Source organism: Pseudoalteromonas denitrificans DSM 6059 (assembly GCF_900112265.1).
GTDB classification, from domain to species: domain Bacteria; phylum Pseudomonadota; class Gammaproteobacteria; order Enterobacterales; family Alteromonadaceae; genus Pseudoalteromonas; species Pseudoalteromonas denitrificans.
On record NZ_FOLO01000003.1, the window covers coordinates 185,599 to 208,442 of the forward strand.

At 35.0% G+C, this 22,844-nt stretch carries 23 protein-coding genes and 1 pseudogene; 11 read left to right on the forward strand and 13 right to left on the reverse strand.

The features are described from left to right. Positions 1 to 26: 26 nt before the first annotated feature. The 5 genes from BM088_RS03495 to BM088_RS03500 all read right to left on the reverse strand — a co-directional run bounded on the left by BM088_RS03495 (position 27) and on the right by BM088_RS03500 (position 3,753). Positions 27 to 1,481: a pre-peptidase C-terminal domain-containing protein gene (locus BM088_RS03495; protein WP_342742227.1), complete on the reverse strand. Its 1,455-nt coding sequence runs from the start codon at positions 1,479 to 1,481 to the stop codon at positions 27 to 29. After that, a complete protein-coding gene (locus tag BM088_RS28000; RefSeq protein ID WP_342742223.1) occupies positions 1,481 to 1,606 on the reverse strand; it encodes a hypothetical protein in 126 nt (41 codons plus the stop codon). Before BM088_RS28000 ends, BM088_RS03495 begins: the two co-directional genes overlap by 1 nt. Then, entirely contained in the window at positions 1,606 to 1,839 is a 234-nt protein-coding gene (locus BM088_RS28005) for a S8 family serine peptidase (protein ID WP_342742224.1), read from the reverse strand. The genes BM088_RS28000 and BM088_RS28005 overlap by 1 nt, the downstream gene beginning before the upstream one ends. Then, positions 1,836 to 2,069 (reverse strand): hypothetical protein, encoded by a 234-nt coding sequence (locus tag BM088_RS28010; protein WP_342742225.1) that lies wholly within the window; start codon positions 2,067 to 2,069, stop codon positions 1,836 to 1,838. Before BM088_RS28010 ends, BM088_RS28005 begins: the two co-directional genes overlap by 4 nt. Before the next feature lie 508 nt (positions 2,070 to 2,577). After that, entirely contained in the window at positions 2,578 to 3,753 is a 1,176-nt protein-coding gene (locus BM088_RS03500) for an MFS transporter (protein WP_091979975.1), read from the reverse strand. 69 nt (positions 3,754 to 3,822) lie between these two features. On the opposite strand from BM088_RS03500, the gene BM088_RS03505 reads away from it, so the two are divergent. Then, positions 3,823 to 4,635 (forward strand): AraC family transcriptional regulator, encoded by an 813-nt coding sequence (locus BM088_RS03505; RefSeq protein ID WP_091979977.1) that lies wholly within the window; start codon positions 3,823 to 3,825, stop codon positions 4,633 to 4,635. 196 nt (positions 4,636 to 4,831) lie between these two features. Next, positions 4,832 to 7,345 carry a DUF5666 domain-containing protein gene (locus tag BM088_RS03510; RefSeq protein ID WP_091979979.1) on the forward strand — a complete coding sequence of 838 codons (2,514 nt, stop codon included), beginning with the start codon at positions 4,832 to 4,834 and terminating at the stop codon, positions 7,343 to 7,345. Positions 7,346 to 7,423: 78 nt separating this feature from the next. On the opposite strand, the gene idi is transcribed toward BM088_RS03510, so the two are convergent. Then, positions 7,424 to 7,978, reverse strand: coding sequence for an isopentenyl-diphosphate Delta-isomerase (idi, locus tag BM088_RS03515; RefSeq protein ID WP_091979981.1), 555 nt, complete (start codon positions 7,976 to 7,978; stop codon positions 7,424 to 7,426). A gap of 150 nt (positions 7,979 to 8,128) precedes the next feature. Between idi and BM088_RS03520 the strand changes: the two genes are divergently transcribed. After that, positions 8,129 to 8,935 carry an alpha/beta hydrolase gene (locus tag BM088_RS03520; RefSeq protein ID WP_091979983.1) on the forward strand — a complete coding sequence of 269 codons (807 nt, stop codon included), beginning with the start codon at positions 8,129 to 8,131 and terminating at the stop codon, positions 8,933 to 8,935. 20 nt (positions 8,936 to 8,955) lie between these two features. Here BM088_RS03520 and BM088_RS03525 read toward each other — a convergent pair whose 3' ends face one another. The 7 genes and pseudogenes from BM088_RS03525 to BM088_RS03550 form a co-directional block, all read right to left on the reverse strand. Further along, positions 8,956 to 9,168: a PGPGW domain-containing protein gene (locus BM088_RS03525; protein WP_091979985.1), complete on the reverse strand. Its 213-nt coding sequence runs from the start codon at positions 9,166 to 9,168 to the stop codon at positions 8,956 to 8,958. A gap of 148 nt (positions 9,169 to 9,316) precedes the next feature. Beyond that, positions 9,317 to 11,239 carry a PAS domain-containing sensor histidine kinase gene (locus tag BM088_RS03530; RefSeq protein WP_091979987.1) on the reverse strand — a complete coding sequence of 641 codons (1,923 nt, stop codon included), beginning with the start codon at positions 11,237 to 11,239 and terminating at the stop codon, positions 9,317 to 9,319. A 15-nt stretch (positions 11,240 to 11,254) separates the two neighbouring features. Next, positions 11,255 to 11,848: a hypothetical protein gene (locus BM088_RS03535; protein ID WP_091979989.1), complete on the reverse strand. Its 594-nt coding sequence runs from the start codon at positions 11,846 to 11,848 to the stop codon at positions 11,255 to 11,257. A 1-nt stretch (position 11,849) separates the two neighbouring features. After that, complete coding sequence (locus BM088_RS03540; protein ID WP_091979991.1) at positions 11,850 to 12,812, reverse strand: hypothetical protein; 963 nt, start codon at positions 12,810 to 12,812, stop codon at positions 11,850 to 11,852. A 147-nt stretch (positions 12,813 to 12,959) separates the two neighbouring features. Further along, entirely contained in the window at positions 12,960 to 13,994 is a 1,035-nt protein-coding gene (locus BM088_RS27650) for an ethylbenzene dehydrogenase-related protein (RefSeq protein WP_245763747.1), read from the reverse strand. 207 nt (positions 13,995 to 14,201) lie between these two features. After that, a pseudogene (locus BM088_RS27655) lies at positions 14,202 to 14,705 on the reverse strand (NapC/NirT family cytochrome c); the annotation flags it as partial. Between the two features lie 134 nt (positions 14,706 to 14,839). Continuing rightward, positions 14,840 to 16,468, reverse strand: a complete 1,629-nt coding sequence (locus tag BM088_RS03550; RefSeq protein WP_091979995.1) for a cytochrome D1 domain-containing protein — start codon at positions 16,466 to 16,468, stop codon at positions 14,840 to 14,842. A gap of 276 nt (positions 16,469 to 16,744) precedes the next feature. Between BM088_RS03550 and BM088_RS03555 the strand changes: the two genes are divergently transcribed. The 8 genes from BM088_RS03555 (at position 16,745) to BM088_RS03590 (ending at position 22,813) form a co-directional block, all read left to right on the forward strand. Next, the gene (locus BM088_RS03555; RefSeq protein WP_091979997.1) at positions 16,745 to 17,311 is read left to right on the forward strand and encodes a bacteriohemerythrin; all 567 of its coding nucleotides are present in this window, start codon (positions 16,745 to 16,747) and stop codon (positions 17,309 to 17,311) included. 76 nt (positions 17,312 to 17,387) lie between these two features. Next, positions 17,388 to 18,338, forward strand: a complete 951-nt coding sequence (locus BM088_RS03560; protein WP_143085030.1) for a 4Fe-4S binding protein — start codon at positions 17,388 to 17,390, stop codon at positions 18,336 to 18,338. Between the two features lie 115 nt (positions 18,339 to 18,453). Next, on the forward strand, positions 18,454 to 19,287 hold the full coding sequence (locus tag BM088_RS03565) for a CbbQ/NirQ/NorQ/GpvN family protein (RefSeq protein ID WP_091980001.1): 834 nt from the start codon (positions 18,454 to 18,456) through the stop codon (positions 19,285 to 19,287). Position 19,288: 1 nt separating this feature from the next. Beyond that, positions 19,289 to 19,900: a cytochrome c oxidase subunit 3 family protein gene (locus tag BM088_RS03570; protein ID WP_245763745.1), complete on the forward strand. Its 612-nt coding sequence runs from the start codon at positions 19,289 to 19,291 to the stop codon at positions 19,898 to 19,900. Between the two features lie 10 nt (positions 19,901 to 19,910). Next, complete coding sequence (locus tag BM088_RS03575; protein ID WP_091980005.1) at positions 19,911 to 20,177, forward strand: cytochrome C oxidase subunit IV family protein; 267 nt, start codon at positions 19,911 to 19,913, stop codon at positions 20,175 to 20,177. 150 nt (positions 20,178 to 20,327) lie between these two features. Next, entirely contained in the window at positions 20,328 to 20,684 is a 357-nt protein-coding gene (locus BM088_RS03580; RefSeq protein ID WP_091980007.1) for a hypothetical protein, read from the forward strand. Positions 20,685 to 21,015: 331 nt separating this feature from the next. Next, positions 21,016 to 21,375: a c-type cytochrome gene (locus BM088_RS03585; RefSeq protein ID WP_281247136.1), complete on the forward strand. Its 360-nt coding sequence runs from the start codon at positions 21,016 to 21,018 to the stop codon at positions 21,373 to 21,375. 4 nt (positions 21,376 to 21,379) lie between these two features. Then, entirely contained in the window at positions 21,380 to 22,813 is a 1,434-nt protein-coding gene (locus BM088_RS03590) for a cbb3-type cytochrome c oxidase subunit I (RefSeq protein ID WP_091980011.1), read from the forward strand. Positions 22,814 to 22,844 lie beyond the last annotated feature (31 nt).

Sequence of the window (22,844 nt, forward strand, 5' to 3'; positions counted from 1 at the left end):
ACTTATTTGGGGAAAATGAGTTTAATTTATTTTGGTGTAGCTTCTAGCTTTAATGTCATACCAGATGCAGCTGAATAACCATAGATATCTATGTACCATTTACCTGCTGTTGGCGTCGTGAATGCACAAGATTCAGAATTCCCATTTTCAAATGGACGACAGTCATATGAAGACGATGTCGATTGTCTACCTTGAGTAACATACAAATCTGCATCACCTGTACCACCAGAAATAGCAACGTTTAAATCAGCATATCCTTCAGCTAAGTCGAAGGTATAACGCGTCCAACTTCTTCTTGAAACAGATACATCGTTAATAGTTTCATTAACTGGCTGAACAATACCACCATTTCCGCTATCTGCTGTGTAACTTCCTGTTAAGCTAACACCTGAAAAACCGCTATATGCTTTAATACGAACATGATAGGTTCCCGCTGTTTGAGTTACAGTACAAGACTCTGTATTGCCATTTTCAAATGGGCGGCAATCATAGCTGCTATCAGTGGGTGCTGAACCAAACTTAACGTACATGTCTGCATCACCTGAGCCACCGCTCATAGAAAATGAAATCTTGGTCGCACCAGCTGGCACTTCCATAGTGTAAACAACATCACTTCCAGTTATTGCTTCTAAACCCGTTGCTGCAACACCATTTTCAAGCACATTATTGCCTACTGGTGGCTCAACTGGTCCCGTGCCATTTCCATCACAACCGTTAGCTGTAATAGAGTCTATTGCATCTTTAGTTTGTACTAAACCATAACCAAACTTAACATCTCGCCCTGCTGCACCTAAATCTTGCGCTGTTGAGTTAAGTACATTACGAATTTCTACGTTAGTACATGAGGGATGATGACTCCATACTAATGCCGCAACACCAGCTACATGTGGAGAAGCCATTGAAGTACCACTCTTTTTACCATAGTTGCCAGCACCGATATTAATGCTTGTACTTGAATCAAGGTTAGCTAGCATAGTTGCGCCATCAGAATCTGATACTGTTACGCCAGGTATTGTTGTCGCATTAGTATCTCCTAATGTGCCACCAAAAGCGCCTGATGCATTATTGTATATAATTGCACCAATACCACCGCTATCTTCACAGGCTTTCACTTTATCATGAAAAGAAATATTACCTCGTTGAATTAAACAAATGCGACCTGATGCGCCATTATCTATCGCTTCACCTGTCCCTAAATTATAAAGTGTTCCACTTGCTGAACCTTTATTTTCCATTGCATTTGCCGTATAGCTAACACCCGCAACTGAAACTTCAATTACAGAGCCTAAGCCATCTGGATAAGTTGAATAAACATCCACACCAGGGCCTGAAATTTCAACTGGATTATTTTTTTGTGAAAAATCAGCAAGGGCTTTATTGCTATCTATAGCAGCAAATGACATTACAGAATCATAAGAAGCAGGGAAACTTTCGACATCAGTTGTATTAGTTGCAACCCCATCGTTACCAGCTGCTGCAATTAATAATACACCAGCATCATAAGCTGCTTTATACCATTTTTCTCTGCTGTGCTTGAACCTGTGCCACCTAAGCTCATATTAATGACATCTGCACCATTCGTTTTACAGGTATTAATTGCATTCACTAAATCAGATGAATAACCCCAAATACTTTAATAATATGCATGCTTGGGTTTGTTCCAATAACATTACGAACACCAATACCATTATTTAATGCCGCAATAGTACCTGCAACATGAGTTCCGTGTGGACCGCCGTGATCAAACCAGTTACCCGTTCCACTATCATTAGTGCCAGAAATGGTGTCACCTTTAAGGCCCATATCTTCATGTGGTAAGTTTAAACCTGAATCAATCACACATATTTTTTACCACCTGAACTAGCTGATGCGACACTATCATCGACTTGATCCGCTTGAACCATCGCAATGCCATAAGGTGAACTTTGTCCCATAAAACGTCGTGGTAAATCTTCTTCAACGTACTGCACATTATTATCAAAACTTAACACAATGGCATCTGTTGCACTTAGCTCTGCTGCGATCACATTAGTATTTGCATGCTCGGCTTTTATTTTACCCCCTAGCATTTTATTACCCTGGATGATTTCAATTATAATTCTTGTCTGCCCTAAAACGGAGCATGAATGCAACACTTGAAACAAAAATGAAATATATATTTAATACTCAAACTGTGAATGAATGTAAACACATACGATATACAATTCACCCTTGTTTTTACTAGGTTTAGGTTGCCTCTCTCATTGTTTCTATTTAATATACAATTTTTTCACTTCTTCTATGGAAGTTATTTCTTAAATTTAATTCGAATTTCAAAGAAAAAATTTACAATCTAACAAGCATTGCTTAGCAAATGTAAACAATGTGATTTTTATATTTTTTGGTAGAGAAAAAATGAATAACAGATGTTTTAATCATTTTTATTAAAATATTTTATTGAGGAAATACTCGAAATGAGTGAATTTCGATGTAAAAATATGCTTTGTACGGACATATTGAAATCATTTGCGTCATTTTATAAAAAACCGGTCCCGATGATCGGTTCTTTTATAAAATGATTGAAGTAAATACAGTTAATTACACAAGTTTTGGTGTTTTTACAAATTGGCTTGCTATTAAAGACATTAGCGCAAAACCAGTACCAGCATAAAAAACATATGACTTATCATATAGCCAAATTAAACCAAATGATGCAGGGATCACTACAGCTGCAATATGATTTATCGTAAAACTCACCCCAGCACTTGAAGCTATATCTTTAGGATCGGCTATTTTTTGAAAATATGTTTTAAGTGCAATTGCCATTGCAAAAAATAGATGATCAACAACATATAATATTGCAGCGAGATCAGCAGACTCAACCAAAGCATATCCTGTAAATACAACTGCTAACCCTATATATTCAACACTAAGTGCCCTACGTTCTCCCACCTTTGAAATCCACTTTCCAATCTTTGGTGCCAAGAAAAAGTTAATAATATGATTGATCATAAATAACAGAGTTATGTTTTGCACGCTATAGCCAAATTTTTCTACCATTAAAAAGCCTGCAAAAACCATAAATATTTGTCTGCGTGCACCTGATAAAAAAGTTAAAAAGTAATATAAACTGTAGCGTTTTCTTAAAATGAGCTTTTTATGTTGTACATGTTCCATTTTAAATTTAGGCATGGTTAATGCGAGCCAAAAGGTTAATATAACACCGATAGCACCCACTAAGAGATACATAAACTGATAATCAGTAGAAAATATACTAAACCCAAACCAAATAATGCCATAGCAAATCAAATGTGAAGCTGATTTAATTGACATGAGCTTTCCTAATTTTTCTGGCGCTTCATGTTTATTAAACCATTGTAAACTCAAAGAGGTATTTACAGTTTCATAATAATGATAGCCAATAGACATTAAAACAGTCGTTGCATATAAGCCATATACACTGGGAAATAACCCTGTTATTGCAACACCAATAGAGAGAATACATAAAGAAATTAATGCAAAAGTTTGCTCTATTAAAACCAATAAAACAAAAACAGCAGTAAAAGCTAAAAAACCGGGTATCTCACGTAAAGACTGTAAAATACCAATTTCAGCGCCTGTAAAAAAGACTTGTTCAATTGCAAAATTATTTAGCATGGCAACCCAAGCTGCAAATGTAATTGACATTATAATGCTTGCAATTGCTAAGAATGCAAACGGTGTTTGCCATAGCTTCTCATTTTTATTTATTATTTCAATTTTATGTGTCTGCATTTGAAAATTATTTGTTGACCCTAAGTGAAGCCAGTATATTATTTAAAAAAGGTGACCAAAAGGCAGATTATGACAGTTAGTTTATCAAATCAGACAAAATCAAAATGGTTAAAGCTTTCCAGAAATAAAAGTTATGATGTGCTGCCACGACCTGTAGTTCCCTTAATTGGTGAGTTTCGGGCCATGACTCAAATTCAGACTCATTCACATATATGGTCACAACTGGCATATTCATGTAAAGGAGTCATGCATATCGAAACAAATGAAGGTGTTTTTGTGATCCCCCCTGAGCAGGCTTTATGGTTACCACCAAATATAGAACATCAACATTTTTGTAGAACAGCAGTAAGCTATCGTAGCTTACATATAGATCCTACATGGAGTGATATTTTAGGAAACTGTGTAAAACCTTTAACTGTAGACCCTTTATTAAAAGCACTTATCTTAGAAGTATCAAACTGGGGTAAAGATTATACAGAAACAGCTCAAACCAATCGGCTATTACGTGTCTTGCTCGATAGACTTGCTCAAGCTCCCAGTAATGAGCTTTTTATACCAAAAATAAATGACAAAAGACTTTTACCTATCGTTGAATCTTTAAATCACGATCCTTCAAATAAACTCACAATCGAAGAATGGGCTGAGATTGTGGGTGCATCCAGTCGTACATTAAATCGGTTATTTAACAAAAGTTATGGCATGGGTTTTAGCCGTTGGAAACAAAAAATCAGAATCCTTAAATCATTAGAAATGATTAATTCAAATATGAATCTCAGTGACATTGCTTTTTCCTTAGGTTATGAATCAACCTCTTCATTTATCACTGGATTTAAAAAACAACTAGGCTGCTCTCCAAAACGTTATGCTCTTAAAACACATTAAAACTTAAACAAGGGGTTTACTCCCTGACAAAATAGAGTTTTTCTCCTAAGCTTGAAGTATTCAAGTGCCCCTATTCGGTTCCATATTTGATTCTCTTTCACTATTCATGTAATTAAAAAATACTCTGAAATTTTTGTATATGCAATCAATATGTGATCAACAAATATTAAAGTAAGTTTAAATGGAGAGTTTTACAATGAAACGTCATCTATTAATAAGTATATTGTTTGTATTTATCAGTGCATGCGGTGGATCAGGAGGAAGTGGTAACGATACTGTCGTTGAAGTGCCTACATCTGTTGGCAATTTAAATATTAGTGTTTCAGGCTTGCCTGAAGGTGAAAATGCAAGTATTACAATTTCAGGACCGGAAGGGTTTAGTCAATCTATAACAAATTCTATTGTCTTATCCGGATTAAAAATTGGTAGCTATTCAGTGACTATCAGTGACGTTATGATTTCAGGTATTAACTACCAAGGGTTTGATTCCAGTCTAGATTTATCACTGTCAGCTAACCTCACTTTAGATGCAAATATCACATATGGTGCATTAACACAAAGCCAAGGTGTTATTTCAGGATTTGGGAGTGTATTTGTTAATGGAACACGTTTTAATACCGATACTTCAATAATTACAACCGATGATACATTAAATGGTACAGATTCAGATCTAGACATAGGTATGTTGGTCTCAATTCAAGGATTAGTCTCTCATGATGGTAGTTTAGCCAAAGCAACAGTCATAGATTATTCTGTAAGAGCAAGAGGACCAGTAGATAACATTAATTTATTAGATAACAAAATCACTGTATTAGGCCAAGTTTTTTTAATCGATGAGTTAACTGAATTTAAAGATACGGACTTTGAATCATTATTAGTAGGTGACATAGTCGATATCAGTGCAATATTAAATACGGAAAATAATTTATTAGCCACTTTAATCAAGAAACGAGATGCAGGTGAATCAACATATATTGTAAGAGGCGAAGTCTCAAGTTTAGATACTGATGCGCACACTTTCATGCTTGATAATTTAACAATCAACTTTGCCAATGCAGAGGTTAAAGGTGAATTGGTAGAAGCTGTGACAGTTAAAGTTAAAGCCGATACAGCTCCAGTTGACAATATATTGCATGCCATTGAGGTCGAAATTGAAACCAGTGAACTAGCTCAAGGTCAATTTATTGCACTTGATGGTATTATTAATGAGTTTACGAATACCCAAGAGTTTAAAGTGAATAGCCAAGCTATTATGCTAACGACAGATACTAAAATAGAAAATGGCACTCTATCTGATATCAGTTTAAATAAAAGAGTCAAAGTATTCGGTCAACTTAATGAAAACCAAATTTTAGTCGCTAATAAAATACGGTTAGATAAACCAGGGATCATAAAAGTAGAAGGTCAAATAGGTGCAATCAATTTAAATGATGATTCGGTAACTGTGCTAGGTATTACTTTTTTAACGGATAAACACTCACACTTTTTAGATAAGTCTTCGGCTAAAGTAAAACGTTTTAGTTTATCTGATTTAGCTATTGATGATCGGGTTGAAATAAAGGCATTTGAACAAGAATCACAATTTATAATACGCCAACTCAAACGTAATAATCCAAACTCAGATATGGTTAAACTAGAGGGCATGATCAGCAATATCTCTGAAACTTCATTTGAACTTCAAGGTGTACTTATCATCACAACTGATATTACAAAATTTGAAGGTAATGAAGATGATGACATTACTCAAACTGAGTTTTTTGCACTCATTTCTGAAGGTGACGAAGTTGAAGTAAAAGGTCAGTTTCAAGAAAATGGCAGCTTGTTAGCCCTTAAAGTTGAACTTGGTGATGATGACAGCAATAGGGTTGAAGTGAGCGGCACAATAGATGATGGTTTTATTTCTAGTGCTGAATTCTCAGTAAACGGTCACGCTATCACAACAAATTCAAATACTGTTTATGAGGATGGCTCAGAATCAGACCTTCAAGCAGGGGTTGAAGTCAAAATAAAAGGTCAGCAAAGTGAGTCCGGTGTTATTTTAGCAACAAAAATTGAATTTAAATTATCAGATGATGATAACAAGGTGGAGTTAAAAGGTACTATTGATAGCTTTGTTTCTGCGACACAATTTAGCGTTAATAATCATCATATTACAACAGATGATAATATTGAATTTAAGCACGGTGCTATTGATGATTTAGAAGTGGGAGTCAACATCGAGATTGAAGGTATATTATTAGCATCAGGCACTATTCTTGCCAAAAAAATTGAATTTGAAGAAGATGACGAACACGAAATTAAAGGAACTGTTGCCAATTTCAATTCTATTACTGACTTCATGCTTGAAACACACGATGGCACATTACAAGCTGTCACGACCACTGAGCAAACTGAATATAAAGATGGTGATGAAGGTATGCTTGAAAATGGGGTGATGCTTGAAGTAAAAGGCCGTATTGAAAATAATATTTTAATAGCCAATAAAATTGAGTTTGAAGAGGCTGAAAAGATTGAATATACAGGCATTATTTCAGATTTTATTTCAACAACCGAATTTAAGGTTGATGGGAAAGCGGTGACAACAAACGAGTTTACTCACTTTAAAGGAGGTACAGTTGATGATCTTAATAATGGCATCTTGGTTGAAGTAAAAGGGACTTTAGATAGTAATCAGGCTTTAGTTGCTATAAAGCTTGAGTTTGATGATTAGTTATTTATTTTTAAAGTTAATCTATTAGTATGATAAATATAGATTAACTTTATTATCCAATGAATAGTAAATACAAGTTTAACGAGTTAGCGATAGCTTATTTATGACCTTAAAAAAGGTGGCTTCAAACCAAGGGGTAAATTGCTCCGGGTGACTTTTTAATGCTTGTTCTATTTCATTGATGCTTAGCCATTTTATATTATTTACTTCAACAGGATTTGGCCGAACCTCTAAATTATCAGATTCACTTTGTGTTAAGAGATTGACAAATAAATGATCAAACTCATGTTCAATTAAAGAGTTTTCAAGCTGCGCTTGATAGATATGGCTATCAACCCAAGTAATGCTATTTAATTTAAAACCCAACTCTTCTTCTAAACGTTTAAGTGCTGAATGTTGTAAATTATCATTCGGTTGTGGGTGAGAACAACAAGTATTACTCCATAAACCGGCACAATGATACTTAGTTAAAGCGCGTTGTTGTAATAGAATTTCAGTCTTATCATGAAATTTACGCATAATGAAAATAGAGAATGCGCGGTGTAATAAACCAGCTTCATGGGCTTGCATTTTATCAGCATACCCAAGTGAATTGTCATTCACATCAACCAATATTACTTTATTTCGTTCCATACACATACCTAAAAATAACCGCGCAGTATTATACCTAAATTCATCTAACTCAAGCTAGTAAAAATAATAAAGTAGCTATTAATAAAAATAATTGATATTTTGTTTATTAAATAAATTAGAATAAAAACTCTATTCGTGAGCGTTCCCAAAATGCCAAAACCTATTATTAACTTTGTACATGCCAATGGCTTTCCCGCTGCAAGCTATAATACCTTTTTAGAGTATATAAAACCTGACTATCAAATTATGGCCTTGCCACAATATGGTCACAATCCTTTATATGGCATTACTCATAATTGGCAATACTTAGTGGATGAATTAATAGAGTTTGTACTAATACAGAACCAAATAATAAAAGATAAAAATCAAAAGGTTATTAATGTCGGGCACTCTTTTGGCGGCGTTATTTCTTTCATGGCAGCTTGCCAACGACCCGACTTGTTTAAAGGTTTAATCATGTTAGATCCTCCTGCTTTCACTGGTTCAACTGCCTTTTTGATGAAACTCCTTAAGAATACGCGATTTATCGACCATATTACCCCTGCTGGTAGAACCAAAATGAGACGTAAACAGTGGCCATTAAGTGCAAATATGGTTAACCAATTTAAGCACAAGGCATTATTTAAAAATTTTGATCCCCGTTGCCTAGCTGATTATGCCCATAATGCTATCGTTCAGCGCAATCAAAAACTTGAATTAGCCTTTTCGGCTGAGGTTGAAACTGATATTTTTAGAAATTTACCCGTTAACCTTAATCAATTTAAAAATAAGCTAACAATTCCTGCAACGCTGATTTATGCGGAGAATGGCGTTTGTAGCCCACGTTTAGTTCATAAATTTTCATCTAAAAATAATATCAATGTTATTAAAAGACCTAACATTGGGCATATGTTTCCACTTGAACAACCTGAAGAAACCGCTTTATTAATAAAACACACTATTAAGAGTTGGCAATGATAGCACTTTGGTTAAAAAAGTTATTTTTTGGAAAAAAACTGATCTAATTTTACGGCACCTTTTCGTGAAAAGCGCTGAAATTTACTTAACCAAACTTTTGCCACAGGATACTCTTTACTCAATAAAACGAGTGCTATGGGAATAAAAATAATTGCAGGACCTGGCAAAATTATAAATATTAAACCTATTAATAATAAAATTCCGCCCATCAATGTTATTGCTAGTTTTTTCATTTAAAGACCTTAAAATTTCAATCGTAAATTTAATAAGGCAAACTTCATTCCAGATAAATATAGTAAATAAATCAATGAACTATAATTTACATGCTTTAAATTTAGGTGGGTTTCACTAAAAATTAGTCAATTAAACACATGAGTATTACTAATTTTTTGTAATGCTCAAAGGTAAATGTAAAATAAATTCAGTGCCCTTGCCAAGGGTAGAGTTCACGGTCACATCACCCTGATGTTCTTCTAAAATTGACCGGACAATATATAAGCCTAGACCGGTCCCTTTTCCAACAGACTTTGTGGTAAAAAATGGGTCAAATAACTTTTTAATATTATCGGGTGAAATACCCTGACCATCATCCTTAATACTAATGTTTATCTCTGAATCAAGAACAGTAGAACTTATCCATACTTTTCCTGATGTTTCTATAGCATGTGATGCATTCACTAACAAATTTATAAAAACCTGTAGTAGCTTTTGTGGGTAACCAAATACTACCGAGGACGCTTGTAAGTTCGTGATAAGTTCAACTTTATATTTCAATTCATTTGCAACTAATACTAAACTTTTTTTAATTAGTTCATCAATATTGACAGGCTCCATTTTTTCATTGTCTTGATGCGCGTAACTGCCTAAATCTTTAATAATTTTTGATACTCGCCCTGTTCCTTCCTGGCATGATTTAATGACAGCAACAATATCGTTAAATATATATTCTAGGTCCTGATCTTTATAATACTGTTCAGCTTCATTCATATTTTTATTTTCAACTACTAAAGTTTTATATCCCAAAATAACATCATAATATTCACTTAAAATTTCAATGTTACTTTGAATATAACCTACAGGGTTATTGATTTCATGGGCGATACCTGCAGCCAATTGCCCTATGGATGCCATTTTCTCAGCCTGAACAAGCTGTTGATTTAACTGTGTTAAAGCAAGCTGGTTGTTTTTCCTTTCATTTATATCACTTATTGCGATCAGGTAATGGTTTTCGCCAAGAATAGAAATCAAACATCCTGAGTATTCTATATATGGTTTAGCTATTGAGGGGGCCAGTATGCCTTCTTGCATGGTTTTAGTTGCACAATTTTTGTCAAAGTCACCATTTGTCATTGCAAGTATAGGTAAAAAGTCACTAATTTTTCTTTCCAATATCTCAGTATCAATACCTGAAAATAACTTATTAACCGCTTTATTTATTTCTTTAATGACACCCATTTCATTTACCAAGATTATTGATGTTGGCACTGAGTTCATAATGCTTGAGATTCTGATATTTGCTTCATCAGCGTTTTTTTTAAGTAATTCAGCTTGTGTAATTTCCCTTTTTATATGCTGGGTTAAGTTCTGAATTGTTTGCGACAGTTCAATCACTTCTAAAGGACCATGGTGCTGTAAAAATTCAATATCTTGCTCTGTATCTAATTGCTTATTTGCACTTGAAGTAATATTTTCTAATGGTTTTACAATATTCTTGCTGATCCAACGTGTACCAAATACTATGGCAAATAGATAAATGCCAATCAAGCCCGATACCCAAGCTTTTAATTTATTAATTGCATTTTTATGTTTGATAGAAAATTTGAGTTCTTCTGTTTTAAATTTCTGCTTTAACTCTTCAATTAATAGAATCGTTTTTGTTGTAATCGTATCTGAATGTTTAATGGCAATTTGCCATTTATTATCAGCCTGATTTGATAATGTTAACAATGAAGAAATAATCTCATCATTGTTTTTTATAAATATCATAAGTTGTGCTAACTTTTGAGTTTGAGTTGACCCCTTTAGTGATAAATTATTTAACTCTTTTAGGAGTATATCGGTTTGCTGATGTATTCCCTGGGCTAAATAAGCTTGTTTACCCGAGAAAAATAAATCTTGTGTTGTTAACCAGGTCTGAAACATCGTCGAAAAATGCCCGAAGGATTTGGATGATATACTTGACTGAAAGTGAACTCGAGATTGCAGTTCAACATTTTGATATTTACTCCAAATAAAACCAAATATACAACTCCCTATAACAAGAGTGAAAACGGCAATGATCTGATTATAATGAGATATCTTCATATTTTGTTTTTCTATTTATAAGGTATTCTCTAATTCAGTTTTCCATACTAACTCTGTCAATAATAATGTTTTTAATGCACACCTTAAAATAACATTGGCAAGTTCAGGGGCATCTCCCGCGTGACTTAACAGGTCTTGATTTGCAGTGAAACCGTCATCAGATAAATAAGTTTTTAGTTGATATAAATTTTTACCTATAAACATATTCTTAAATTTTTGATTATTAATCAATTTCTTTTTTGGGCTTCGACATCTTTGAAAAGCAAAGTCTTTAATTCTATACTCTTTATCAATTGCCCAAATGATCTCTACTAGTCCCCACTGACTTTGCTCCGATCTGACATGAATATATCCTAGTTTGGTTTTTTCTTGTAATGCAACATACAAGGTATGCTTCCCTAACTCTCCAAAATGAAGGTCGTTGTTAGGTAAAGCATGCTTGAGTTGCTGCCTAATGCCTTCATTTATTTGTTTAATGATAGAAAGCTGATTCGTTTTTTGCGGATATAAGAGTTTTATTTGTGCGACGGGATCTCTTAAAGCACAATATGCGTCGCCAAAGGCATTCGAAGAATAAACAATCGCAATTAGCATCAGAACATATCTCATATTAATACCTATATCTTATTTGTGCTCTAAATAATTCGTTCTTAATATTATTTGTACTTTTTATTTGTTTTTTATATTCGATACTTGCTTCTAACTGAGTATTAAGCTGATAACTCAAGCCAAAAACGCCCTGCTGTAAGGCTGAGTTTAAACTATCTTTATCTGTGTAAATATATTGACCATACATTTTTATGGCATCATCTAAAGAGTGTTTGTTGATTTCAAATAATGCGTAACTCTCATCAATATTATCTAATTCTCCTTGTGCTAATTCCGCTTTTACGCCCCATGTTTGAATATAATACTGTAAATCAAAAGCGATACGCTTCCTTTTTATATTATCGAGCTCTCCATTATAAAATGACAAACCAAATATATAATCATAATGACTTAACGTACTAAATCGTCCTGTAACTAATGAAGAGCCATCTACACTTTTAGGGTCATCTTTTCCACCTAAGGTATAACTCACTTTGTATTCAAAAGTATCATGCACTTTATTAATCAAAATCCCCCAATCAAGCTTAGTACCAAGATTTGCACTATGCCCGTAATCAAGTAAGCGGCCATTGGTATCATTACTATCTTCTAAACCAAATGGCATCGTAAAATGGCCAATACGTACATTGGGCAAAGCATATTTTGACTGCGTATAATTTAAATGCGCTTCCCTAACAATGACTTTTCCATCATCAGGTGAATCAAACATAAAGGGATAAGGGTTCTGATCTGATAATCTAGTGTAATAAAATTGCATTACGCTATATCCAAGATCTCCATTTTCATTTGAAAATACTTTATGACTATCTAAACCAAAAAAATAAATTTGGCTCGTTTTATCTGGCGTAATAAATTGATTATGGCGAATACTTGCATCAAGTGCCCAACGTAAATTGTCACTAAACAGGGCATTTGCACATCCTGGGAGAAATAAAAGTATGGAAAAACACAGTTTAGACTTCAATAGACAACACCTTAAATCATTAATATTTCCTTAAGTATAGGCAAGTTATGAATTTGTACTAAGATGTATATTTAAAATATATAAAAAAGCATGGCAAATGCCATGCTTTTAGGTGGGATTACAATTTAAACAGTTTTATTTATGTCATTACTGTTTTGTTGCGTTAATTTCCGCCTCACTATTCTCTAAAGCGAGCTTATAACCCAATGATACATGATGGTAACGTGCACTAGAATAATCGTCATGAATCGCAAAACCAAAGTTATATAATTTTCCTGGTTCTATATCTATATCCCCAGGCTTATTGGATTTTAGTTTACGTTTAATAACAACTGACCAAGTTCCTGATTTTAAAGATGCTTCAACTTCAGCGCCTTGCCCTCCGTGCATATCTCGTTTTTCTAAGATTTGACCATCTTCTATTTCACCAGTTCCTGATTTGTAACGAATTAAATCCATATATTGTCTGTTACCTTGCGCTGCTTTAATTTCATCTGAACCTTTAAGCTTATCCCAACCACCCAATGGTTTCTTCCTGCGTCCTTTCAACTCTAATTTAGAACGTGATTCTTTTAAGTATTTAGTTACACCTGAATTAAGGTTTAAACGTTCGACTAAGTCAGAACCAATGAGCGCTTCTTTTTTAGGTTCAAATGGCATACTGTTAGCATCAGCATGACAAGTTCCCCAACAGCCTGCTCTATCTGCAAACTCAACTTCATCGGTTGCTAGCATAAAGGCTAGCTTCATTGGGTTTTCTGGATCCATTTTTCCACCATCAACAAATGGCACAGCAATATGATCTCCATCAGCCCAACTAAAGCGTAGATATAAGTTTTCAAAATCATAGGTTGCATCTATTTGAACAGGAATACTCCCTCTTTTGCCAGGGATAACATTAGGTTCTGCTATTTTGTCACTTTCACCACTAACAATTAATTGGCCAATATCGGCTGTTTCTTCACCATGACATTCAACACAGCGATCTCCTTTTGTAAAAGCACGCTTACCACCGTGTTTACGGCCTAAAACCCATTCAATAGAGGCCGTTCCAGGGTAAAAGACTGTAATATCTTTTGATTGAGACTTAGCCCAGTCAACATGTATGCTATTTGTATTTTTAGCTGGTACATTATCTTTAATTTCAAGTGCAGCAAGTTTAACTGTTCCAACATTTGCCATAGCCAATTTAACCGCTTCACTAATTCTTTGCTCAACTTTAGCTTTATCTGCTAAATTCTTGGCTTTCAAATCTGCTGTCGATTTTGCTTCTCTGGCTTCAACTCTTGCTAAACCATCAATATATTCTTGTGGTACTTCACGAATATAATCTGGGTTTGGTGCTTCAAGCTCTTCTAATTGTTCATCAGTTAATAAATCTCTAACATCATGATGGGCAATGCCTTTATGGCAATCAATACAGGTTTGACCCGTTTCAAATGCATTCAGGTGCTGTTTTCGCGCGCGTGGCTTTTGAAATTCAGGATTCATAGATTCAAAATTGTGACAATTTCGACACTCTCTAGAGTCAGTGTTTTTCATTGCACCCCAAACACTTTGTGCTAATTCAAATCTATGTTCATTAAATTTTTCTTTTGTATCTAACTTACCTGTTAGCCAAGAAAAGACTTCTTTTGATGCTTGAATTTTACGAATTATCTTATGGATCCAAGGTTTAGGCACGTGGCAATCAGGGCAACCAGCTCTAACACCTGTTCGGTTCGAAAAATGAATGGTGGGTTTATATTCTTGGTATACGTTGTCTTGCATTTCATGACAACCAATACAAAATTCTGTGGTATTAGTCGCTTCCATTGCAGTATTAAAACCGCCCCAGAAAATGATACCTACTACAAAAAAAATTACTGCACCGGCTACAGTTGTGCCAAACATCAGTCGACGAGACCAAAAGCTTGGTTTATTTAAATTATTTTTAGCCATAATTTTTATCCTAACTTGCTCTATAAAATGTGACGGTTCAAAAAAGTAACGGGCAACACGCCCGCTACATTTTGTTATTCAATAGACTAAGTTTTATGGTTCATACGGTTGTAAACATTAAATTTACCTGTCGGCGTTGTTAAACCTTTAATGCGCTTAATTTCTTTAAGTGTTTTTGCATCGTAAACAACAATTTCACCTGTTGGATTTTTAGCATCTTTACGATTCCAAACTGACACCCAAACCTCAGTGCCACCTTTGTTAAATTCCATATGCAGTGCCGCTTTACCCGGCTCTGTTGTGACGCGTATCGTTTTAACAATTTCATGAGTGTCTTTATCAAATACTTGCACTGATTGTTGTATTTCTGGCTCTGGATGTTTTAGCTGATCGGCCCAAACAAATTGTGAGTTTTCATGAGTACGAATAAATGCACCAGCACCATCTGTTTCAACTTCATAACATAGTTTCCACGCTTTATCAGGGTGGCCAATTGGGTCATTTCCCCACACTGAAACGAGACCAGTACCCAAGTGAGTTGTACCACCTACAGGACCGCACTCTTTATCATTCCAGTTAGCGCCAGGTCCAGGATGCGGTAATGACTCAACATCAATCATCGCCTCTAATTTACGTGTTTGGCTATCAACTATGACCATTTTATTTGACGCATTCGCTGCAATTTGGAAATAACGCCCAGTAGGATCAAAGAAACCATCGTGTAAGAATTCTGTTGAATCAATTTGAGTAATTGTTAAATTTTCAATATCTCTATAATCAACTTGCCACATTTGTCCTAATTCTTTAACAGCAACCATGAAAGTTGGCTCATTAGGTGTAGTATAAATAGCCGCGACACGTGCTTCGTTAATGAACTCACCTTTAGTATTGACACCACGCGTTGAAATCACTTTAAGTGGATTTAAAGTTTCAGCGTCCATAATTACAAAGTGAGCAGGCCAATACCCCCCGGCTATCACATATTTTCCGTCTCCTGAAACTGCAATATCACGGGCGTCATAAGCCATTTTAGTCTCAGCAACTAACATTTTTTCTGGTGTTTGCCATAAATCGATTTTGTTAACTTTACCGTCACGACCAATTGTATACCAAAAACGACCAACATCTTTTGCATGATCAACTTTATGATGCTCTGTACCTTTAATAACATGAACCGCATATCCTGTATCTATATGGGTGATTATTTTTTTAGTATCACCATCAATAATGGCTGCAGTGCCTGCATCTCTTTCTATAACAACAAAAAAGTTTTTCCAATTTAAACCGTGCATTGGTTTAGTTGGGTAATCTTTAAGTGCTACATATTCCTTTGTGTGGGAGCGCATTTGCTCGATTGACATTTCTGGTGGTACAGGCGGCGTCATTTGAATAAAAGTGGCCAAATTTGAAATTTCATTTTTACTAAAGATATCATCAAAGTTATTCATACCACCTTCAGTGCCGTATGAAATAATTTTTTCTAAACGTTTCTGACCCTTCTTCAAGGTGTTCTTAGGTTCTAAATTTTTACCTGTTGCACCTTTACGTAATACACCATGACAACCAGCACAGCGTTGAAAATAATGTAATTGCGCTTTTTCAAAATCAGCCTTCGAAAGCGTAGGTTCAGCTGCAGAAACAGACACACTGATCCCTGTCGCGGCAAAACCAATCGCCATGGTGAGAACTGATAATGCGGTTTTTACTTTTTTCATCATTTATCCCTCAGGTTTACTTTTTAAAAATAAGCTAGGGTTACTTATTCTAATAATGCCCTGTTGTTTGACAGTGAATAAATATTCCCCTTTGAGCGCACTATCAAACATATTTGTTTCAAACAACCTGACCTAGATCAATTTTTCAAACTGATTAAAATTTAATTAAACCTTAAGTAAAATTTATTTGATCTAAGACAATAATTTGACCCGCATAAATTCATATTGTGGTAACAGATGTTACAAAAACCACATTAAAATTAAGGGTATAGCGAAATGAAAAAACACTCTAAGGCACTGATATATGCTGCAATTATAGGGCTTATTATCGTAGCAATATTTTTAGGCTTTTTATCAGGTATGAACAACCCCATTTCTTGGATTTTAATCCTAGCCCTACTACTAATACCTTTTATTTATAATAAAACAAAATCAGATACACAATTGAAATGGAAGGAAGAATATAGTGTCAACATTGAAGTATTAGATTCAGATCATAAAAAACTGATTAACCTATTAAACCAGTTTACCACCGCTTATGACTATGCCATGAGTGAAGAATTTGAACGCCAAGCATTATCTGACTTGATTGATTACACAAAATATCACTTTAATCGAGAAGAACAAATTATGCTTGATAACGATTACCCCGATTTTGAATCTCATAAACAGCAACACCAAGATATGATTCAGAAAATTTCACAAATGGAGAATAAATATAATGAAAAAGGTCATGAAGTATTCGAAGAAGTATGTGAATTTTTAACGAATTGGTTAATCAAGCATATAAATGGTACTGATAAACAGTATTCCCAACATTTAAATAGTCGAGGAATTAAATAGGCTAAAATGTATTATGCTATGCCCAATTGATAGCAACGAAAAACAAGACATTGATCAACTTTATTAAATTTAATCCTTGATAGAATTAGTTAATGTCTTAATATTTACTTCACACACTATGACTTATCAACACGCACGCACAGTTACTCGAACATTATTTTTCTTGTTGTTTTTATTCGCCCCTTTGCTCAATATATTTCGTTTTGATTTAACTTTAGGTCATTTTATTTTTTTTGGTCAACAGTGGACTTTAGGCTTAGACAGTGTCTTATATGGTGAGGCTGGGGCAATACAAGCTACTGAAATTATATTTTTAAAAGTTTTTTTACCTGCAATTGCCTTTATCAGTATTTCACTTATTTTAATATATAAATATGGCCGTATATATTGCGGCTGGTTATGCCCTCACTTTTCAGTTGTTGAAATGATCAATCAAGTCATGTTGAAACAACTTAACCGTGTCACTTTGTGGGAAAAGCCAAGTAAACAAAATAATAGTATTTTTGCCCGCGTAGTTGTTGCAGCAGTGAGTGTTTTTATGGCATTCATTTGGGCTCTTGGTTTATTAAGTTATCTGATGCCTCCTATTCCATTATTAATAGATTTAGTTAATTTTGAAGTTGCGTTTGGTTCAACGATTTTTTTGTGCGTTGCAACCTGTATATTTTCATTTGATTTTATTTTTGCTCGTCATGTTTTTTGTAAATATGGGTGTGCTTTGGGTTTATTTCAAAGTTTAATTTGGATGGCAAATAAGCAAGCCATGGCCGTGAAGTTTGATAGGAGTAGGGCTAAAGCTTGCCGAGACTGTGATAAAGCGTGTGATAAGGCCTGCCCTATGCGATTACCAACTCGAAACATGAAACGTGCAAAGTTTACTTGCACTCAATGTGCCCAATGTATTTCTGCTTGCCAAAAAGTTCAAAAAAACAACCCAGAAGGTACTTTATTAAACTGGGTCAATGGCCCAGAAGCAATTGATATCGACAGACCAGCCGTGCAGTATAAACCAAAAAATAATTTATAAGGTCGTTGACTAATACTGGAATAGTTATCAGTTGGCTTGATCAAAATCAAAACCTAAATACGATAACAAGGTTATTTTAGTGTCCTAAAATGAATGTTCTTAAGGCTTCCTTAGTATGACTCAAACATCTGTAGTGCTATCAAACAGTATCATTAACATACAGTCTGATAATAAAGATTTATTTTATCAGGAGCAAAAAAATGAAGTCTCATTATTTGAATATGCTTATGCACATCAATTACCCGTATTGATCAAAGGTCCTACTGGGTGTGGAAAAACTCGGTTTGTTCAGCACATGGCTCAAAAACTAAATAAACCTTTATATACCGTTGCGTGTCATGATGATTTAACCGCAGCCGACTTAGTTGGTCGACATCTAATCGGGCCTAATGGTACTTATTGGCAAGATGGACCTTTAACACGTGCAGTGCGAGAAGGTGGCATTTGTTATTTAGATGAAGTTGTTGAAGCGCGAAAAGATACCACAGTTGTATTACACCCACTTGCAGATGATCGTCGCATTTTGCCATTGGAACGTACAGGCGAGCTATTAGAAGCCGCTCCTGGGTTCATGTTAGTTGTATCATATAATCCGGGTTATCAAAATTTACTAAAGGGCATGAAGCCGAGTACGCGCCAGCGATTTGTGGCTCTGAGGTTTGACTACCCAAAACCAAAAATAGAGCAAGAAATTTTAATGCAAGAATGTAATATCGATGCACATCTTGCATTTAAACTTATTGAACTTGCAGGTGCATTACGCCGTCTGGAAGATAATGATTTAGATGAGGTTGCATCAACACGGTTACTTATTTATGCAGGTCGCATGATGTCAAGTGGCATGCCCGCACTTGAAGTGTGTCGCTGCTGTTTAGCCGAGCCCCTAACAGACGACCCTTTAACAGTAGAAGCATTAATGGATGTAGCTCGTATTTACTTTGATGAGTGATATGAATTCTTTTATGCAAACAATTGATAAACCGCGACCTATGGAAACACATACTATCAATAAAAAACTACCAGGCGATTTAGCCATGTGGTTTTTTATTCTGGCTGAGCTTACGGTATTTGCGATTCTATTTATTACATTTGCAGTAACACGACAACTTCATCCTACTATGTTTATTGAGGGGCAAAGCCAGCTTCATCCAATAGCTGGCATTATAAATACACTGTCTTTGATCTGCAGCAGTTATTTTATTGTTTTGAGTGTGGATGCCATCAAAAATGGGCTTAATCTTAAAGCCAGAAATAACATTATTATTGCACTATTAATTGCCTCCATTTATGTCGTGACTAAATTATGGGAATACAATATGCTCAGTGATGCTGGTTTTGGCATTTCAACTAATACATTTTTTATGTTGTATTTTTTCATTACTTTCTTCCATTTTATGCATGTTTTATTAGGCATGATCATCTTAATGTTTATTGCTAATAAATCATCTCAAGCTAAATATCAAAAAAATAACACAGCAGGTTTTGAGTCTGGCGTATGTTATTGGCATATGGTCGATTTAGTATGGATTATTTTGTTTCCTTTAATTTACATCATTGCCTAAAGGGCCTGTAATGACAAAAATGAATGCAACTATTAGCTTGATTGTTTTAATGAGCCTGACTTTGACATCTGTTTTCATCGGTTTCTTTATGAGTGATGGCATACTCCTTAACAATGGTCTTGAAATATGGCTTATATTAATAACTATCATTATTAAAGGTCAGCAAATTGTTGATATATTTATGGAGCTTAAATGCGCCCCCAGACTTTGGCGTGCGCTATTATTAAGTTATGTAATAATAATACCCATTATAATTGGTTTAATTTATTGGGTTTAATTTATTGGGTTTAATACTAAACTGGATTTATCTCTAAATTACGATTTCAGTTCGACCAAACAACGAACTCATTACAACACGAGGGCTGAACTATTGTTATTTTTATTGACTGACTAGCAGTCAAAGATCAAAAAATCTAAGGAAAGCCAAATGAAAAATACAACAGATCCTCAAAAAAAAATGTCTGTGATAGCACAATCACTTTATTTGGCGAATTTACTTCTTTTACCTGGACTGTCTTTTTTATTGTTACTCAATTATTTTATTAAATTTAAATCTCAATCAGGTTTAGCACGAATTCACCTATATCGCGCCATGCAGTTATGCATTGTAAATGGTGTTTTGTTAGCGATTGTGCCTCTCATTTATATTTTCGTTTTTTCAGAAAAACCTGATACAGCCATAATGATCATGATTTTTTATTTTGTATGTGTGCACGCAGTATTTGTATTATTAGGCATGCTTAATTTATCTCGTGCAATGGCTAAAAAACTGCCTCTTTTCTAACATATTGTATTTATTAATATAAGTTCCAAGGCCCTGCGCTCCATAAATAATCAATAAAACCTTATTTTATATAAGGTTATTAACCTTTATAAATCTTATAGTTACAAACATTGATACAAATCAAGTTACATTTGCTCACAGTTTAGAAAACTTGATGCAAGTCAAATAACCCCCTGCTCCCATGACTTACTATTTATTTGTTCAACAACCGTTAGCTTTTTTATTAATAATTGGGGATGAGACAATGTCCGAAACCTTTACAAAAAGCATGGCGCGAAACATTTATTACGGGGGAAGCATGTTCTTCTTCCTATTGTTTCTCGGATTAACCATGCATACAACCAAAGAGATGCCAAAAACGGATCACCGTGAAAATATTACAGAATCGGTGGAACGTGGTAAGGCTTTATGGGAAGACAACAACTGTATTGGTTGTCATACATTGATAGGTGAAGGGGCATATTTTGCACCTGAACTTGGTAATGTATTTTACCGTCGTGGCGCGGGCAATCATGAAACATTTAAAGCCTTCATGAATGGCTGGATGAAAGCCCAACCTCTTCGCATACCTGGCCGTCGCCAAATGCCACAATTCAACTTAAATGACCAAGAAATTGATGACCTAGCAGACTTCCTGAAGTTCACTGCTGAAATGGACGTTAATAGCTGGCCACCAAACATTGAGGGTTAATGAAGTGAATACATTAAAATTTCAATCTCAATCTGTTGCAAAACCATATTTTATTTTTGCATTAATGCTCTTTACTGGCCAAATCCTATTTGGTTTAGTAATGGGACTACAATATGTTGTTGGTGACTTTTTAGGTGATGCAATCCCTTTTAATGTTGCACGCATGGTCCATACTAATTTACTGATCGTTTGGTTATTATTTGGATTTATGGGGGCTGCGTACTACTTAGTACCTGAAGAAGCTGAAACTGAACTTTATAGTCCTAAGTTAGCAATTGCATTATTTTGGATATTTGCAGCAGCGGGGACTTTAACAATTTTAGGTTACTTGTTAGTACCTTACTCTACCCTCGCTCATATGACAGGTAATGATATACTGCCGACTATGGGACGTGAGTTTTTAGAACAACCTACAATTACTAAAATTGGCATTGTTGTTGTTTGTTTAGGCTTCTTATTTAATTTAGGTATGACGATACTTAAAGGCCGGAAAACAGTTATCAACCTTGTGCTTATCACTGGCTTAATTGGTTTAGCTGTGTTTTTCTTATTCTCTTTTTATAACCCAGCTAACATCGCACTTGATAAGTTATTCTGGTGGTTTGTTGTTCATTTATGGGTAGAAGGTGTGTGGGAATTAATAATGGGCGCAATATTAGCTTTCATTCTCATTAAAGTAACAGGCGTTGACCGTGAAGTAATTGAAAAGTGGTTATATGTTATTATTGCTATGGCTTTGATCACAGGGATTTTAGGAACTGGTCACCACTTCTACTGGCTAAGCACACCAGAGTACTGGCAATGGATTGGCTCTATCTTCTCTGCACTTGAGCCGTTACCTTTCTTTGCTATGGTATTATATGCATTTAATATGGTTAATCGTCGTCGTCGTGAACATCCCAATAAAGCTGCTACATTATGGGCATTAGGCACTGCGGTTATGGCATTCTTAGGCGCGGGTGTTTGGGGTTTCCTTCATACACTTGCTCCTGTTAACTTTTATACTCATGGTACACAAATTACAGCGGCACACGGCCATATGGCGTTCTATGGTGCTTATGTGATGATAGTACTTACCATTATTTCTTACGCTATGCCCAAGCTTCGTGGTATTGGTGAGTCATCAAGCCCTAAAGCACAAGTTGTTGAAATGTGGGGTTTCTGGTTAATGACTATTGCCATGGTATTTATCACCTTATTCTTAACAGGTGCAGGTATTTTACAAGTTTGGCTACAACGTATGCCAGAATCAGCTGAAGCATTAGGCTTTATGGCAACACAAGATAAGCTTGCAATATTCTACTGGTTACGTGAAGCAGCAGGTGTGGTATTTATGATAGGTTTATTAACTTATTTAGCTAACTTCTTAGTAGACAGAAAAAAAGTCGCAGTTACCAGCGGTATGCCTGATACAAGTGGATTACAAACTGATACTTAACTCATGACATAATCGTTAAAATATAGTTTCA

What these genes read in the sequence shown, in the direction of transcription:
- BM088_RS28010 (WP_342742225.1), bottom strand. Translation starts at nt 2,069, where the DNA reads ATGCTAGGGGGTAAAATAAAAGCCGAGCATGCAAATACTAATGTGATC.
- BM088_RS03500 (WP_091979975.1), bottom strand. Translation starts at nt 3,753, where the DNA reads ATGCAGACACATAAAATTGAAATAATAAATAAAAATGAGAAGCTATGG.
- BM088_RS03505 (WP_091979977.1), top strand. Translation starts at nt 3,823, where the DNA reads ATGACAGTTAGTTTATCAAATCAGACAAAATCAAAATGGTTAAAGCTT.
- BM088_RS03510 (WP_091979979.1), top strand. Translation starts at nt 4,832, where the DNA reads ATGAAACGTCATCTATTAATAAGTATATTGTTTGTATTTATCAGTGCA.
- idi (WP_091979981.1), bottom strand. Translation starts at nt 7,978, where the DNA reads ATGGAACGAAATAAAGTAATATTGGTTGATGTGAATGACAATTCACTT.
- BM088_RS03520 (WP_091979983.1), top strand. Translation starts at nt 8,129, where the DNA reads ATGCCAAAACCTATTATTAACTTTGTACATGCCAATGGCTTTCCCGCT.
- BM088_RS03525 (WP_091979985.1), bottom strand. Translation starts at nt 9,168, where the DNA reads ATGAAAAAACTAGCAATAACATTGATGGGCGGAATTTTATTATTAATA.
- BM088_RS03530 (WP_091979987.1), bottom strand. Translation starts at nt 11,239, where the DNA reads ATGAAGATATCTCATTATAATCAGATCATTGCCGTTTTCACTCTTGTT.
- BM088_RS03535 (WP_091979989.1), bottom strand. Translation starts at nt 11,848, where the DNA reads ATGAGATATGTTCTGATGCTAATTGCGATTGTTTATTCTTCGAATGCC.
- BM088_RS27650 (WP_245763747.1), bottom strand. Translation starts at nt 13,994, where the DNA reads ATGGCAAATGTTGGAACAGTTAAACTTGCTGCACTTGAAATTAAAGAT.
- BM088_RS03550 (WP_091979995.1), bottom strand. Translation starts at nt 16,468, where the DNA reads ATGAAAAAAGTAAAAACCGCATTATCAGTTCTCACCATGGCGATTGGT.
- BM088_RS03555 (WP_091979997.1), top strand. Translation starts at nt 16,745, where the DNA reads ATGAAAAAACACTCTAAGGCACTGATATATGCTGCAATTATAGGGCTT.
- BM088_RS03565 (WP_091980001.1), top strand. Translation starts at nt 18,454, where the DNA reads ATGACTCAAACATCTGTAGTGCTATCAAACAGTATCATTAACATACAG.
- BM088_RS03570 (WP_245763745.1), top strand. Translation starts at nt 19,289, where the DNA reads ATGAATTCTTTTATGCAAACAATTGATAAACCGCGACCTATGGAAACA.
- BM088_RS03575 (WP_091980005.1), top strand. Translation starts at nt 19,911, where the DNA reads ATGACAAAAATGAATGCAACTATTAGCTTGATTGTTTTAATGAGCCTG.
- BM088_RS03580 (WP_091980007.1), top strand. Translation starts at nt 20,328, where the DNA reads ATGAAAAATACAACAGATCCTCAAAAAAAAATGTCTGTGATAGCACAA.
- BM088_RS03585 (WP_281247136.1), top strand. Translation starts at nt 21,016, where the DNA reads ATGCATACAACCAAAGAGATGCCAAAAACGGATCACCGTGAAAATATT.